The organism is Aliiglaciecola sp. M165, from assembly GCF_007197995.1.
Classification (GTDB): domain Bacteria; phylum Pseudomonadota; class Gammaproteobacteria; order Enterobacterales; family Alteromonadaceae; genus Aliiglaciecola.
In genome coordinates this window covers 305,451-320,661 of record NZ_VKKH01000007.1, presented here as the reverse complement: position 1 = coordinate 320,661, position 15,211 = coordinate 305,451, and the positions used below count along the sequence as shown (strand labels likewise).

Genomic DNA, 15,211 nt, shown 5'->3' with positions numbered 1-15,211 from the left:
TCTCATCTCGTGTGTTGACCTTAAAGTTAACTTAAAGGTTATGATGTTGCCAATTAATTTGTAAAGGCTCTTAATATGACAGCTAATGTTTATGACAGTTTCACGTTGCCAAGTGGTGGGGTTTTAAAAAATCGATTGGTTAAAGCGGCGATGGAAGAAAACCTGGCCAACGCACAACAGCTTCCAGATCAGGCGCTATTTAACTTGTATGACGCATGGGCGAAAGGCGGCGTTGGCTTGATCATAACGGGTAACGTGATGATCGATCATTTAGCGATGACAGGTCCAGGTGGTGTTGCTTTGGAAAAAGATTCAAATCTGGAACCTTTTAAAAAATTAGCACAAATTGGCAAACAAAATGGCACACATATCTGGATGCAAATTAATCATCCGGGTCGTCAGGTTTTTAAAAAAATGGGTGGCAAGGTGTTATCACCGTCTGATATTGCGTTAAATATGGGTAAGCACTCAAATTTATTCACTCAGCCTAAAGCCATGAACGAGGAGGAGATTAAAGACGTTATTGAACGTTTTACTGTTACCGCGAAAAGAGCGCAAGAAGCTGGTTTTAATGGTGTTGAAATTCACGCAGCACATGGTTATTTGCTAGCACAGTTTCTATCACCCTTGACCAACAAACGAGAAGATCAGTGGGGCGGTAGCCTTGAGAACCGTGCTCGCTTGTTGCTCGAAGTGGTTAAATCAGTGAGAGCGAATTGTGACCGTGAATTTGCTGTCGCGGTGAAGTTAAATTCCGCTGATTTTCAACGGGGTGGTTTTGATGTCGACGATGCATTAAATGTAGTCAAGATGCTGGAACCCTTTGGTGTCGACGTAGTGGAGTTATCTGGCGGAAGCTATGAGGCACCTGCCATGCAAGGTCGAACTGCAGACCAAAGGACTTTGGCAAGAGAAGCGTACTTTTTAGAGTTTGCGGCAAAAATTGCCGAGCAAAGCAGCATTCCAATAATGACCACGGGTGGCATTAAGCGGTTGCCTATCGCCCAGCAGGTGATCGACTCTGGTGTTGCGTTAGTAGGGCTGGCATCGGCGTTGGCATTTAATCCTGAACTGCCAAATCATTGGCAACATGTTCCCGGTGTAGTGGGGACTATTCCTCAAGTCGCATGGAAAGATAAAACGCTCAGTGGGCTTGCGAATATGGCATTAGTCAAACGTCAATTAAGGCTTTTAGGGGCAGGTAAGGGCGTGAAAGTAGACGCTTCACCTGTTTATTCGTTAATTTTGGATCAGTTACGGTCTGCCAAATTAACTAAACGTTATCGTAAACAATATCAAAACGAGGTAACTTGATATTCGGGATCCTACAGAGAACGATACGGCAATTATGATGGAAGGGGACAGTGATTGGCTCGCCCCTTATCGCTTCGTAGTGGTTTGTAAACAATGGACAATTTTGCCCCAAACACCTTGTTACAAACCTTCACATTATAAAATTTCCTGAGCTGATAGGGTTGCACAAACAACCCCTTCACATTGTCTCTCGGAGTACATTTATGAAACGTTCTATTATTTCCATTCTTCTTACTGGTGTGTTTTCTTTTTCCAGCCTTAACGTCGCTGCCGATGACTTGACAGAAACGATCATGGCGCTCGATTCAAAGCTTTTCGCTTCAGCCAACGACGCTAATTTAGAGGGTGTAAAGCAGTATTTTGATGAAGATTTGGAGTTCTATCATGACACGGCTGGTTTAGCAGACTATCGAGGTACGATAGACAGTTTAGCGCGCATGTTTGCCAATCCTAACCGTCCGATTCGAACCTTGGTTGAAGGCAGCACAGAAGTCTATCCTGTACCCGAATATGGCGCGATCCAAAAAGGCAAACACCAATTTTGCCATACCGAAAATGGCAAACCTGATTGCGGTACATTTGAATTTGTGCACGTATGGAAGCAATCCGAAAAAGGCTGGAAAATTACCCGTGTATTAAGCTACGGGCATTAGCCAGATCTCATTGTCTATTTGGATACCTACACAAGGTTTCAACGCTGTTAGGCTTTGTGTTTCATCATCCGCTCTTTTTGTCTTGCCCAGTCACGGTCCTTGGTCGCGTCGCGCTTATCGTGGGCATCTTTACCCTTGGCAAGATAAATCTCTACCTTCACCCAGCATTGTTTCCAATACATAGCTGTTGCCACAATAGAATAGCCCTGACGCTCTCGCGCACCCATTAACCGGTCGATTTCTCTGCGGTGAAGGAGTAAGCGCTTGGGGCGGTCGGGATCACAAATTACATGAGACGACGCTTGGTTTAACGGGCTGATTTTACACCCCTGCAAGTAGGCTTGACCGTTTTGGATATATACGAAGCTATCGGTCAAATTAACTTTGCCCGCTCGAATACCTTTGACTTCCCATCCTTGTAGTTCGACACCTGCTTCAATTTTGTCTTGCAAGTGATACTCATGACGGGCTTTTTTGTTCAGAGCAATGGTATTGCTCTGATTTGATTTTGACTTCTTTTTACTCATGCCGCGGATTATATCAGTTAACGTTGGTTTGTCTTTAGTTGGGTTAAAAAATAGTGGAATTTGAAAACCTTACTGGGTTTCATGTTAGACTTCTGGAATTATATTAGGCGAAATATTCGGAGTATTAATGGCGCAAATTCATCGTAGCGCACTCGTCGCATTTAGCGCACAATCGATGTTTGATTTGGTCAATGACGTCGCGGCATACCCTCAGTTTTTACCGGGTTGCGCTGAAACTAAAGTGCTAGAGCAAAACGATGAATCCATGAAAGCTTCAGTACTGATTTCCAAAGCAGGTGTGCGCCAGTGGTTTACGACGGAAAATGCACTGCAACCGGGTCATTCGATTAAAATGAACCTGGTTGAAGGCCCATTCTCACATTTATCAGGAGGATGGATTTTTACCGCCTTAGCAGAAGATGCCTGTAAAATAGAGCTAAAATTGGAATTCGATTTTTCTAGCAAATTGGCCGAGATGGCGTTTGGAAAGGTGTTTAACAGTATTGCGACAAATATGGTTAATGCGTTTACGGCCAGAGCCAAAGAGGTGTACCTGTGACGGAAAAGCAAATCACCGTAGAAGTAACCTACGGACTTCCCAACAAACAAGCGTTATTGAAAGTGGTGATAGAGCAGGGCACAACAGTGGAACAGGCCATCCAATCTTCAGGTATCGCACGCCGTTTCCCAGAGATTGATCTCAGCGTCAATAAAACTGGCATATGGAATCGCGCATGCAAGTTAACCGACATGCCCAAAGATGGCGATCGCATAGAAATCTATCGCCCGCTAATTGCTGATCCAAAAGAAGTGAGAAGGCTCCGTGCTGAAAAGGCTAAAAATGAAGGGCGTGCCAATAAGGTGACTGGCGGCAGGGTAAACAAGTAGGTTTTGGAGTAGGCAATATCAATGCTTAAAGTCAAAATAACACTCATCACTGTGAGCTTCTTTATTTGCACCTTGACCGCATGCACGTCGAAAAAAACGCAAAACACGGCATCAACGATAGACCAAAACAAAATGTCATTTGCGGCAATTGCAGACGAACAAACAAGTGAAATAGAGCGCAATGCAAAATCGTTTTTTGAAGTCTATACACACAGAAATGACTTAGACCAATTCATGACTTTTTACGCCCCGGATGCCCAATTGCAAGACTTAGTCTACGGTGAAGTGGTCTCGGGACACGCAGCAATTCGTGGGTTTTATCAATGGGATGTCGGAAACGTCGAACTTATCGGTACGGATTCGTTGCAGGTAAAAGAACAAGTTATACAAGGTAACACAGTCGTCACACGCGGGGTTTTTCTACCATTTAAATATCATGGGCAAACAATGGGACCATGGCGTTTTATCATATGGCAAGAATATAACTCTCAAGGTAAAATTATCAAACAGTACGACTGGATTAACTACACTCCAAAAGAAACATTCATCGGCGGCGAAAACCTTAATGAGTTGCCCACAACAAAAGTTTATTAAGACGGATAATTATGGCGATTCAATGGTATCCCGGGCACATGCACAAAGCCCAAAAAGAAATCAAACAGGTTCTACCTAATGTCGATTTGGTCATTGAAGTGCTGGATGCACGCATTCCATACTCTAGCGAGAATCCCGCGATTAAAAGTTTGCGCGGTGAAAAGCCCTGTATAAAAGTTTTAAGCAAAACAGATTTGGCTGACCCAGAGATGACCGCCAAATGGCAGACTTACCTCGAACAAGAGCAAGGTGTTAAGACCTTTCCCACCACTACCGAAAATCCAGCAAAAACCAAACAAATCGCCGATTTATGTCGCAAAATGTTACCCGAGAAAGACGCCAGTATTAAGGCCATTAATACCATGATCGTCGGTATTCCGAATGTAGGAAAGTCCACTCTGATCAACATTCTTGCTGATCGTGTTATTGCACAAACCGGTAACGTACCTGCCGTCACTAAAGCTCAGCAGCGGATTAATTTAGGCAGCGGTATCGTTTTATTTGATACACCAGGAATTCTTTGGCCCAAAATTGAAAATCCCAATAGTAGTTATCGCCTTGCCGCATCAGGAGCGATAAAAGACACCGCAATGGACTATGAAGACGTAGGCTTCTATCTCGCAGATTACCTTATTAAGGCTTATCCCGAGCTTATGCAAGAGCGTTTCGGATTAGATGAATTGCCAGAAACTGAAATTGAATTTCTTGAAGCCGCAGCAGCTAAACGAGGAGCATTACGTAGTGGCGGCAAAGTAAATTTGCACAAAATTTGTGAGGTCTTAGTCAATGAATTGCGCTCGGGTATGTTAGGGCAAATTACCCTTGAGTCTCCGGATATGATCGAGGTGGAGGAGCAAGAAGTTCAAGAGCGTCTGGCACAAAAAGAGTTGGAAAAAGAGGAGCGAAAACAACGGTTTAAAGACGGCTCCGAAACCCCAGACAAGCGCGAAAAAAAGGCTGAAAAGCGCTCCGGGAATAAAAAACGCAGACGGCGTTGAGTTTCTGCAGCTTAGAATCGAAGTTTCAAGGCATCACACAAAAATTTCTGCAAAGGTTGCGCCCGTCCAAATCGTTTAGCGACTTCTTCACATAAATTGCCTTCATACAAGATGGATTCATCCAAGTAACAAACGCCGATAAAGTCTTTTCTTTTGATTTCTTCGATAAGCGGATGGTCGGCGTCAAATCCTTTTGGTGCGCGTTTTAATTTTTCACCTGCTAATTCGTACATCTGGGTAAAGGGCTCGTGGGAGATGGCGTCTTCATATGGTCCAGGCTTAGTAACAATGTGATCGCGAATGGCTTTTAACGCATTGGATTCGGGGCGCCATGTCCCCACGCCCAAAAATAATTCTTCAGGCGCGATGTGAAGATAAAATCCAGGTGCATGCACATCTTTTCCAATTTCATGACGGAATTGAATGCCAACGTTGGTTTTATACGGTGATTTATCTTTTGAAAAGCGCACGTCTCTGTAAACTCGCATCAAAGAGCCGCCGACCTTTTTTGCCGTTGCTTCGTAATGCGGTGAGATCATCCTGATCCACGAGTCCATCTCTTCTATAAATGCCAGGGCAGGGGTTCGCACTTTGTCTTCGTAATCTTGTTTGTGATCAGCGAACCAATTTTTGTCATTATTTTTAGCCAATTCTCGCAAAAACGACATTAAGCTCGGATCAAAATGTTTAAACATCGGTCATTCCTCAATATTTGCGACGTTGCAGGCCAGTTTGCGAGAGTATTTTCGCTGACATTTCTTCGATTGAAAATTTGGTACTGTTGAGAAACGGGATTTTCTCTTTGCGATACAAATTTTCTACTTCGCGCAACTCCATTCGGCATTGTTGCATTGATGCATAACGGCTATTTGCCCGTCGTTCTGAGCGTATTTGATGAAGTCGTTCAGGCATAATGGTTAATCCGAACAGCTTTTTCTTGAATCGCTTCAGTGCGGGAGGTAATCGCAGTACATCGCCCATATCTTCTTCTGTAAACGGATAATTAGCTGCTTTAATTCCATATTGCAGTGCTAGGTACAAGCTCGTTGGTGTTTTACCAGAACGGGACACCCCGCATAAAATGATGTCAGCTTCGTGGTAGTCTTTTATGTTCGAACCATCATCATTTGCCAAAGCATAATTCACTGCATCAATTCGAATATCATAGGTTTTTTCGTGAATGCTATGGGTTCGGTGCTTTTCTGGCATTGAAGGCACACCCAAGGCCTTTTCCAAGGGGGCAACAAACTGATCGAGGAAGTTGTAGTTTATTCCTACTGATTTGGCGATGATTTTGCGCACTTCAGTATTAACGATAGTGTAAAAGACCAAAGGTCGCTGTCCACTGTCTTGAAAACTTTCAGAAATTTTTTGCAGCACCTCATGTGCCTGTTGTTCAGTTTCTACGAATGGAAACGTTTGATGCTTAAATTCCACGGTGAAAAGTGACAGCAAAGCGTGGCCAAACACTTCTGCGGTAATGGCTGTGCCATCTGATATGTAAAAAGCTGAGCGCACTACATTTCCTTAACATTGTTGTTATTTAATTACAGAACTAAATTAAATTTTACATTCACATTTACACCATTCTAAAATCCCTGACGCAAAAAGCCAGAAGGTGAACAAAATTAAACTATACTGCACCTGTCTGAAGACTTTTTTTGCATAAAACACACACGCTTTTTAGTAAGCACGCATCTGACTACACATTAGAGGGTTAACGTAGTGCAAGAATATGTACTTTGGTATGAGCAATTGGGAATGGACGATGTTAGCCGCGTAGGTGGTAAAAACGCGTCATTGGGAGAAATGATTTCAAACCTTGCAAATGCAGGGGTACAGGTGCCAGGTGGTTTCGCTACCACAGCTTATGGCTTTAACGAGTTCTTAGAGCAAAGTGGTCTAGAAGCGAGAATACATGAGGTACTTGATTCACTTGATGTTGACGACGTTGCTGCACTTGCCGAAGCTGGTGACAAAATCCGCAACTGGGTAATAGAAACACCGTTTCAGCCTGCTCTAGAAGAAGAAATTAAAACCGCCTTTGAAAAGCTTCAGGGTGATGCCGGAGACGAAGCATCTTTTGCTGTGCGCTCATCTGCCACCGCAGAAGATATGCCTGATGCGTCTTTTGCTGGGCAGCAAGAAACCTTCCTGAATGTAAAAGGCTATGAATCGGTACTCGTTGCCATCAAACATGTTTTTGCCTCATTGTTTAACGATCGCGCAATTTCTTATCGCGTACACCAAGGCTATGATCACAAAGGTGTTGCCTTATCTGCGGGCATTCAAAGAATGGTGCGCAGTGATGTAGCCTCTTCTGGCGTTATGTTTACCATCGACACAGAATCTGGATTTGAAGACGTGGTATTCATCACATCCTCTTACGGCTTAGGTGAGATGGTTGTGCAAGGTGCAGTTAACCCAGATGAATTTTATGTGCATAAGCCAACCTTAGATAGCGGCAAACCAGCAATTGTGCGTCGCAATCTTGGCAGTAAATTAATCAAAATGATTTATTCAACCGACCTGTCACACGGTAAACAAGTCGATATTGTTGACGTGGACAAGTCGCAATCCATGCAATTCTCAATTACTGATGACGAAGTGATGGATTTGGCCCGTCAGGCGCAAATCATAGAAAAGCATTATAATCGCCCTATGGATATTGAATGGGCCAAAGACGGCACCGATGGCAAATTGTATATCGTTCAGGCTCGCCCTGAGACAGTGCGGTCTCGTGAAGATATGCAAGTCATCGAAAGCTTCCAACTAAAAGGCAAAGCGAAGGTTGTTACCGAAGGCCGAGCGATTGGGCATAAAATCGGTGCTGGAGTGGCGAAAGTACTCAAATCCATCGACGAAATGGGTAAGATCCAGCCCGGGGACGTGTTGGTTACTGATATGACGGATCCTGATTGGGAACCTATCATGAAAAAGGCCTCTGCCATTGTGACCAATCGTGGCGGAAGAACCTGTCACGCAGCGATAATCGCTCGCGAACTTGGAATACCAGCTGTAGTTGGCTGTGGCAATGCTACCCATTCTATTGAAACTGGCGACACAATAACGGTTTCGTGTGCCGAAGGTGATACCGGGTACATCTACGACGCTAAACTTGAATATGACGTTGTGACGTCGCGCATTGATTCAATGCCAGACATTCCTTTAAAAGTCATGATGAACGTTGGCAATCCTGATCGTGCTTTTGATTTCGCTCGTCTACCGCACAAAGGGGTAGGGCTTGCGCGTCTTGAATTTATTATCAATCGTATGATTGGCGTGCATCCAAAAGCTTTGTTGGATTTTGATAATCAACCGGAAGAGCTTAAAGAAGAAATCTCTGAGATGATGGCAGGATATGCGTCACCGGTGGAATACTACATAGAGAAGTTAGTGGAAGGAATTTCCACCATTGGTGCTGCTTTCTCACCTGAGAGAGTGATAGTCCGAATGTCTGATTTCAAATCAAACGAATACTTCAATCTTGTTGGTGGTTATCAATACGAGCCGGACGAAGAAAACCCAATGTTGGGTTTCCGCGGGGCGAGCCGTTATATTTCTGAAGATTTTAGGGAATGTTTTGCGCTTGAATGTGAAGCGATTAAGCGAGTTCGCAATAATATGGGCTTGACCAATGTTGAGATCATGATCCCATTTGTTCGCACGGTTGGTGAAGGCAAAAAAGTCATTGAATTACTTGCTGAACAAGGTTTGGTGCGCGGCGAAAATGGCTTGAAAGTGATTATGATGTGCGAATTGCCATCCAATGCGCTGCTAGCAGATCAATTTCTTGATATCTTCGATGGCTTCTCCATTGGCTCGAATGATCTTACCCAACTGACCCTAGGGCTAGATCGTGACTCAGGTCTTATCGCGCACTTATTTGATGAACGTGATGATGCCGTTAAAGCACTGCTAAGTATGGCGATTCAAGCGGCTAAAAAGCGTGGCAAATATGTTGGTATTTGTGGTCAAGGGCCTTCAGATCACGAAGATTTGGCCGCATGGTTGGTTGAGCAAGGGATCGACAGCGTGTCTTTGAACCCTGATACAGTTGTTGAAACCTGGTTATACTTGGGTGAAAAACACGGTTAATACTGGATTTGTTCGTTTCATTAAAAAGGCAGGTAAATACCTGCCTTTTTTGTGTCTTAGGTTTGATCGATACTGTTATCGAAGTTTTCGATTGAGGATCATTCTATCGAGTTTTTTAGCGCCCATAGACATGCCATCTTGACATTTTTTAAGCCACTTGCGAGCAACTGGAAAATCAACACTCAATAACACTAAGCCGCCAAGTAAGAATAAAATTGAGCCGGGTAAGATAGCAAAAACCGTCCCAACCAATACACCCAGAACACCGAGGGTCACCCTAATTACTTTATTCATGTTTCTCTCTTATCCTAGGTTTTACGATTAAATCGAATGATCTTTAGCCAGAAGGCTAATTCAAATAAGACGCCCGTTACTATGAATAACCCCATACCTTTTGCGCTCCCAATTAGGTAGCAGGCCACAGCACAAGATAATAAAACGCCAATAATTAGCCAACGCATACTATTATCCATCAAAGTTGAATTTTTTTTAAGTATATGAAAAATCTCAATGAAATGATGTTTCACCTTGTAACATTCTGTGTACTGAATCCGTTTACAATAGAATTTATTTATGTAGCTCAATATTCTTGAACTAAACAAGCGTAGAGTACGACAGCGTTAACTTTGTTGTGGGACCGATGATGGCGCATGTGCACCTGTGTTAGAGTGGCCTTTGCTATCTGACACACAGCGTTTTAATACATCCCAATAGCCATTTGCGACACAATCATAACCATCATATGCTCCGCGCGACTTAAACAATTTGTGGGCTTTTTTCAAATTGTGAGCCGGAATGTTTTGATGAATATGATGTTCAAGATGGAAATTCACATGATTTGGTGCAATAAACAAACGTTCGATTGCATTGGCATAGGTTGTGCGCGTATTGATTCTTGGGTCAGGGTGATTGTTGTCGAGTACAGCACCATGTTCGCCCATAATTCTCAGGCGCGTAAATGCCGGATAAATAAATATGAAGCCGAACCAGAACGTTAAGTACGTCCAGCCAGCTCCCAGGGCAATCAGCGAGCTCAATAGGGCCGCATGGGAAACGATGTTAGGAATACGTTTTTCGACGGTCGAGACCTTTATTTGGTAGATAAGCTCTTTTAAGCCATTAATGCCTGACAGGTCTCGAAAGAATTTTCGCTTCATGCTCGCTTTTGTGGCCGGATAGTTTTGAATCAAAATTAAGTCTGGATCCGTACCGCTGCCAGCGAGCCGGTGGTGTTCTGAATGGCCATTTTTAAACGCATCGTAGTCAACTATTATCAATCCGCCTAGCAGCCAACGCCCAACCAAACGATTTAGGAATGATGATTTGAATAACGTGTTGTGACCTGCGTCGTGATTTAATATTCCCAAACCCAAGATGCGTCCAGCAATCAGACAAGCAGAAATCAGAAACGTGAATGGATTGGGTAAAAATAAAAAAAGTAAAAATCCTAGGTAAATCAATGCATAATTATAAAAAACACGATACCATCCCTGCCAATCGGATAGTTGGCATAGGGATTTAAGCTCCTTTGCGGAGACATACTCTGATACCCTGAGCATACACATACCCTCGATTGTTCGTAATGGGGGTTGTAATATTTCATAATATATAACAAAAGCAGAACGTATAGAAATAAAATTGTTATGAAGTTAAATTACCAACTTGCCCATCAACGGTTGCTCGCAGATAGCGCTGACAAAAAAGTACTTGAGTTGTTAAGTGCCACAAAAGGTTTTCAGCAGCCAGATATCAATAGTCTCAGTGCCAAACAATTTTTAAACATTGCTAAACATCTAGAGCTTACAGAAGCTTCGGTGAGGATGGCGTTATCTCGTCAAACCAAACAAGGAAAGTTAAATAGAGATGATGGACGCTACACACTAACGCGAAATCAAAATCCATATGTTGTGCCAAGGTTCTGGCTTGATATTAAATATAGATGCCAACCCTGGAAACAAGATTGGCTTCTTGTCAGTTTTACTGACGCAAAATTGAGCATTACTGTCTCTAGGCGCCTAGTGCGGCGAATGGAATTATTAGGTTTAAAATTTGTTCCCAATTTAGGATGGTTGAGACCGAATAATCTATCAGAACTACAACAAGAAGTTAGCTACGATTTATCGAATGCGACACAGAGCAATGATTTTGTTTGCGCTATTTTGACCTCACTGGACACCAATCAGCAAGTTAGATTCCAGAAATTATGGCCGTTAGCCCAGTTGAATCAATTTTATGTTGATGCTGAAATCTACATTTCTGAGGAAATGAACCGTACCGAGTCTTTGCCCGACGATGATATTTTAAAACGCAGTTTTGCGATTGGTAGACTTTTAGTCGAACAGCTCTCCATTGATCCTTGGTTGCCAGAAGAAATGATTGATGTGAATGCTCGGGAGAGGTTGATCCGAACTTCTACGTCGTATTACCAACAGATTAAGCCCGCATGGCTTAACATTTTGGATCAAGATTAATGATCCTATCTGCATTCGCCTGCATATAGATTTGTTGTATGAAATATATTGAATCTGTTTGGCAAAGCACCATCGCCACGGGGTATAATGCCGATTCGAAATGGCATTATGCTCAGATTAAACGTGGATTTAAAACGCAGTGACGATGTTACCCAGTCTAGACCCAAAAGCGACCCTCGAAAAACACTACAGCTCTTTTTTATCAAAACTCCAGGAAGAAGGGTTTGAAGGAGACGTTGAGTATGGCTATTCGAGTCGATTAGCCGTTGCCACTGACAACTCCATTTATCAGCAACTGCCACAAGCGGTTGTCTTTCCTAAATCAACCGCTGATGTATGCACAATTGGACGGGTCAGCAATGACTTCCCTGAGGTAAAATTCAGTCCTAGAGGTGGGGGGACAGGCACCAATGGCCAGTCTTTGACCAGTGGTATTGTTATAGATATTTCCCGTCATATGAACAATATCATCGAAGTCAATCCCGATGAGGGCTACGTGCGAGTGCAGGCCGGGGTGGTGAAAGACCAGTTAAATGATGCGTTACGGCCCCATGGATATTTCTTTTCACCTGACTTATCAACCAGTAACCGAGCTACCATAGGTGGAATGATCAATACTGATGCATCGGGTCAAGGGTCTTTGGTTTACGGCAAAACAAGTGATCACGTTTTGGGGTTGACCTCAGTGCTGGCAGACGGAAGCTTGCTTGAAAGCGAACCGATGCAAATAGATGACGCAAAAACGGCTGCAGAACAAAATACTCGTAACGGCCAGATCACTGCACAATTGATTGAAACCTGTTTGGGTAAGCGGCAAAAAATACTTGCCAAATTCCCGCGTCTCAATCGCTTTTTGACCGGCTATGATTTAGAAAACTGCGTCTCTAATTCCCTTGATATTTTGGATGTAAGTCGTGTTATTACCGGCTCAGAAGGTTCTTTGGCGTTTGTTTGTGAAGCAAAACTTAACATTACACCGATAGCTAAACATAAAGCGTTGGTAAATATTAAATATGATTCATTTGAGTCTGCGTTGCGCCATGCGCCACATATGGTTGCTGCGAATGCCACATCCGTTGAAACCGTCGACAGCAAAGTATTAAACCTGGCAAAACAAGATATCATTTGGCATTCCGTAAAAGAGCTAATCCAGGATGTGCCAGGGAAAGATGTGCTCGGTCTCAACATGGTTGAGTACAACAGCAATGATCAGCAAGAAATTGAGCAAAAAATAGAACAACTCAGTCATTCGTTGGGAACTGCGGCGCAAACCGGCGCACACGGAGTTATTGGGTTTCAGCTAACTTACGACACGCAAGAGATCAGCAAAATTTATGCAATGCGAAAAAAAGCGGTGGGTTTGCTAGGTAAGGCCAAAGGGTGGCAAAAGCCCATTGCCTTTGCCGAAGATACAGCTGTTCCGCCGGAAAATTTAGCAGATTTTATTATGGAGTTTAGGGCCCTTTTGGACAAAAAAGGGCTGCAATATGGCATGTTTGGTCATGTTGATGCGGGCGTTTTGCATGTGCGTCCAGCCCTTGATATGTGTGATCCCGCGCAACAAACACTTATGCAGGATATTTCTGATGAAGTCGTTACGCTTGTTGCTAAGTACGGCGGGTTGATGTGGGGCGAACACGGCAAGGGTTACCGAAGTGAATATGCGCCAGCGTTTTTTGGTGAAGAATTGTTCACTGAGTTGCGTAAAATTAAGCAGGTGTTTGATCCGCTTAATAAGATGAATCCAGGCAAGATCTGTACGCCACTTGAATCCGAGGAGCAATTGGTCAAAGTTTCGGACCCAAAGCGTGGTGATCTTGACAGCCAGATCCCAATTAAGGTGCGTGACGCTTTTGAACCGGCAATGAGTTGCAACGGTAATGGGTTGTGTTACAACTACGATACGACGTCACCAATGTGTCCCTCCAGCAAAATCACTCGGGACCGTCGACATAGCCCCAAAGGTCGTGCTGGGATGGTCCGAGAGTGGTTGCGTTTACTCAGTCGAGAAAACATTGACGTGATCGAACTTGAAAAGGGTGAGGATTCTGCAAGCTGGTTCGAACGGATGCAAAATACCAGGTATAAATCGCGAAATGTTGACTTCTCTCACGAAGTGCTTGAGGTGATGGAAGGCTGTTTAGCCTGTAAAGCCTGTGCGAACCAGTGTCCGGTTAATGTCGATGTGCCAAGTTTCCGTTCACGATTTCTTTCCATGTACTATCAACGTTATCTGCGGCCTGTTAAAGATCATTTGGTAGCGAATATTGAAATGATGGCCCCGCTGATGGCGAAGGCTCCTAAATTTGTTAATTTTTTCCAAAATCAAGCATGGCTAAAGTCGCTTGTTGAGCATCGCATTGGCTACGTTGACGCACCATTATTATCAACACCTACACTTCAAGAGCGCCTTGAAAACCAAAACCATAGCGATTTTAATATGGCGCGGCTACAAAGATTGTCGGATCAAGAAAAGCTGCGAACAGTGTTAATTGTTCAAGATCCCTTTACCAGTTTTTATGAAGCTGAATTGATTGAAGACTTAGTGGCTTTATTGACCAAACTGAATTTTTTACCTGTTGTATTACCATTCAAGCCCAATGGGAAGCCGCAACATGTAAAAGGATTCTTAAAACGCTTTGCCAAAACGGCCGCCAACACAGCACAGTTCTTGAATCAAGTCAGTCAACTCGACTTGCCTATGATTGGTATCGATGGTTCTTTGGTACTGTGTTATCGAGACGAATATAACAAGATCCTTGGTGATAAACGGGGAGATTTTTCAGTTTTATTGGTTAATGAGTGGCTTCATCAACAAAAAATCGATCTAGGTAAAATCAAACAAGCTGAGGTGAATGCAGAGGCGGATAAATACACCCTGTTGTCTCATTGTACTGAAAAAACCGCGATTCCTACTAATGATAACCAGTGGCAAACAATATTTTCCTGGTTTGGGCTTGAACTAAGTTCAACCGCTGTGGGTTGTTGCGGCATGGCGGGCACCTTTGGACATGAAGCATCGCATTTTGAGGAATCGAAAGGAATTTATGAACTAAGTTGGCAACAAGCCATCAATAATTCAGCAAACCACATCATATTGGCAACTGGGTATTCCTGTCGTAGCCAGGTCGCACGATTTGAAGGGAACAAGCCCTTACACCCCGTTCAAGCATTATTAAAATATTTGTCGTAAACACGACACCCTACTTTTTAGGATTAAACATGACACAACAACCGCAACAAATGAATCAGGAACAGCTTAGCACTTGGGTTCGCGAGCAGTTTCAACGGGCGAATAAGCATTTGGCAGAAAATGGCGTGATGTATGAATCGGTGGTTACACAAGACAGCCGCTATCTTGCGCCCTACGTTGCGGTATGGAAAATCAAAGCACTAGACAACAAATTTTATTGGGTGATAAGCGGTGACGTACCTTGTGACTTTATGCCGGTAGAAAACGAGAAGACGGCTCGCGAAGCAATTCGTCATTTTTCTTTATTGTGGCAACTCAAAGCTGAAAACCTACAAAAAGGCGGTGAACTAGATAAGACTCAACAAGAATTTGTCGATCTGCTGGTTTCTCGCGCTGAAGGCCTTTACCGAATTTACGATCAAAAAGACTTATGGCAAGAAGTGCAGGGCGGTAAGGTCTAACATCGTTTTAAAAT

At 43.4% G+C, this 15,211-nt stretch carries 15 protein-coding genes; 10 read left to right on the top strand and 5 right to left on the bottom strand.

What is annotated here, in order from left to right; genetic code table 11:
- Window positions 1–75: 75 nt before the first annotated feature.
- Together FM019_RS16035 and FM019_RS16030 are read left to right on the top strand one after the other, a co-directional pair.
- Window positions 76–1,314 (top strand): NADH:flavin oxidoreductase/NADH oxidase family protein, encoded by a 1,239-nt coding sequence (locus FM019_RS16035; RefSeq protein ID WP_143836964.1) that lies wholly within the window; start codon window positions 76–78, stop codon window positions 1,312–1,314.
- Between the two features lie 203 nt (window positions 1,315–1,517).
- Complete coding sequence (locus FM019_RS16030) at window positions 1,518–1,967, top strand: nuclear transport factor 2 family protein (protein ID WP_143836963.1); 450 nt, start codon at window positions 1,518–1,520, stop codon at window positions 1,965–1,967.
- A 47-nt stretch (window positions 1,968–2,014) separates the two neighbouring features.
- On the opposite strand, the gene smpB is transcribed toward FM019_RS16030, so the two are convergent.
- Window positions 2,015–2,494, bottom strand: coding sequence for an SsrA-binding protein SmpB (gene smpB / locus FM019_RS16025; RefSeq protein WP_143836962.1), 480 nt, complete (start codon window positions 2,492–2,494; stop codon window positions 2,015–2,017).
- Between the two features lie 127 nt (window positions 2,495–2,621).
- On the opposite strand from smpB, the gene FM019_RS16020 reads away from it, so the two are divergent.
- The 4 genes from FM019_RS16020 to ylqF are packed head-to-tail and all read left to right on the top strand — an operon-like array spanning window position 2,622 to window position 4,974.
- Window positions 2,622–3,053, top strand: a complete 432-nt coding sequence (locus FM019_RS16020) for a type II toxin-antitoxin system RatA family toxin (RefSeq protein WP_143836961.1) — start codon at window positions 2,622–2,624, stop codon at window positions 3,051–3,053.
- Window positions 3,050–3,382 carry an RnfH family protein gene (locus tag FM019_RS16015; RefSeq protein ID WP_143836960.1) on the top strand — a complete coding sequence of 111 codons (333 nt, stop codon included), beginning with the start codon at window positions 3,050–3,052 and terminating at the stop codon, window positions 3,380–3,382. Before FM019_RS16020 ends, FM019_RS16015 begins: the two co-directional genes overlap by 4 nt.
- A 21-nt stretch (window positions 3,383–3,403) precedes the next feature.
- The gene (locus tag FM019_RS16010; protein ID WP_143836959.1) at window positions 3,404–3,976 is read left to right on the top strand and encodes a nuclear transport factor 2 family protein; all 573 of its coding nucleotides are present in this window, start codon (window positions 3,404–3,406) and stop codon (window positions 3,974–3,976) included.
- 11 nt (window positions 3,977–3,987) lie between these two features.
- Window positions 3,988–4,974 (top strand): ribosome biogenesis GTPase YlqF, encoded by a 987-nt coding sequence (gene ylqF, locus FM019_RS16005; RefSeq protein WP_143836958.1) that lies wholly within the window; start codon window positions 3,988–3,990, stop codon window positions 4,972–4,974.
- 11 nt (window positions 4,975–4,985) lie between these two features.
- On the opposite strand, the gene FM019_RS16000 is transcribed toward ylqF, so the two are convergent.
- Together FM019_RS16000 and FM019_RS15995 are read right to left on the bottom strand one after the other, a co-directional pair.
- On the bottom strand, window positions 4,986–5,669 hold the full coding sequence (locus FM019_RS16000; protein WP_143836957.1) for a DUF2461 domain-containing protein: 684 nt from the start codon (window positions 5,667–5,669) through the stop codon (window positions 4,986–4,988).
- A 10-nt stretch (window positions 5,670–5,679) separates the two neighbouring features.
- On the bottom strand, window positions 5,680–6,492 hold the full coding sequence (locus tag FM019_RS15995; protein ID WP_143836956.1) for a pyruvate, water dikinase regulatory protein: 813 nt from the start codon (window positions 6,490–6,492) through the stop codon (window positions 5,680–5,682).
- A gap of 207 nt (window positions 6,493–6,699) precedes the next feature.
- Between FM019_RS15995 and ppsA the strand changes: the two genes are divergently transcribed.
- Window positions 6,700–9,072, top strand: coding sequence for a phosphoenolpyruvate synthase (gene ppsA / locus FM019_RS15990; protein WP_143836955.1), 2,373 nt, complete (start codon window positions 6,700–6,702; stop codon window positions 9,070–9,072).
- Window positions 9,073–9,147: 75 nt separating this feature from the next.
- Here ppsA and FM019_RS15985 read toward each other — a convergent pair whose 3' ends face one another.
- Both FM019_RS15985 and FM019_RS15980 read right to left on the bottom strand, forming a co-directional pair.
- Window positions 9,148–9,366: a tellurium resistance protein TerC gene (locus tag FM019_RS15985; protein WP_143836954.1), complete on the bottom strand. Its 219-nt coding sequence runs from the start codon at window positions 9,364–9,366 to the stop codon at window positions 9,148–9,150.
- A gap of 326 nt (window positions 9,367–9,692) precedes the next feature.
- The gene (locus tag FM019_RS15980; RefSeq protein WP_185969315.1) at window positions 9,693–10,631 is read right to left on the bottom strand and encodes a fatty acid desaturase family protein; all 939 of its coding nucleotides are present in this window, start codon (window positions 10,629–10,631) and stop codon (window positions 9,693–9,695) included.
- Window positions 10,632–10,715: 84 nt separating this feature from the next.
- Between FM019_RS15980 and FM019_RS15975 the strand changes: the two genes are divergently transcribed.
- The 3 genes from FM019_RS15975 (at window position 10,716) to FM019_RS15965 (ending at window position 15,197) form a co-directional block, all read left to right on the top strand.
- Entirely contained in the window at window positions 10,716–11,543 is an 828-nt protein-coding gene (locus tag FM019_RS15975; protein ID WP_143836952.1) for a hypothetical protein, read from the top strand.
- A gap of 145 nt (window positions 11,544–11,688) precedes the next feature.
- The gene (locus FM019_RS15970) at window positions 11,689–14,736 is read left to right on the top strand and encodes an FAD-binding and (Fe-S)-binding domain-containing protein (RefSeq protein WP_143837036.1); all 3,048 of its coding nucleotides are present in this window, start codon (window positions 11,689–11,691) and stop codon (window positions 14,734–14,736) included.
- Window positions 14,737–14,765: 29 nt separating this feature from the next.
- Entirely contained in the window at window positions 14,766–15,197 is a 432-nt protein-coding gene (locus FM019_RS15965; protein WP_143836951.1) for a DUF4826 family protein, read from the top strand.
- The last annotated feature ends 14 nt before the right edge of the window (window positions 15,198–15,211 follow it).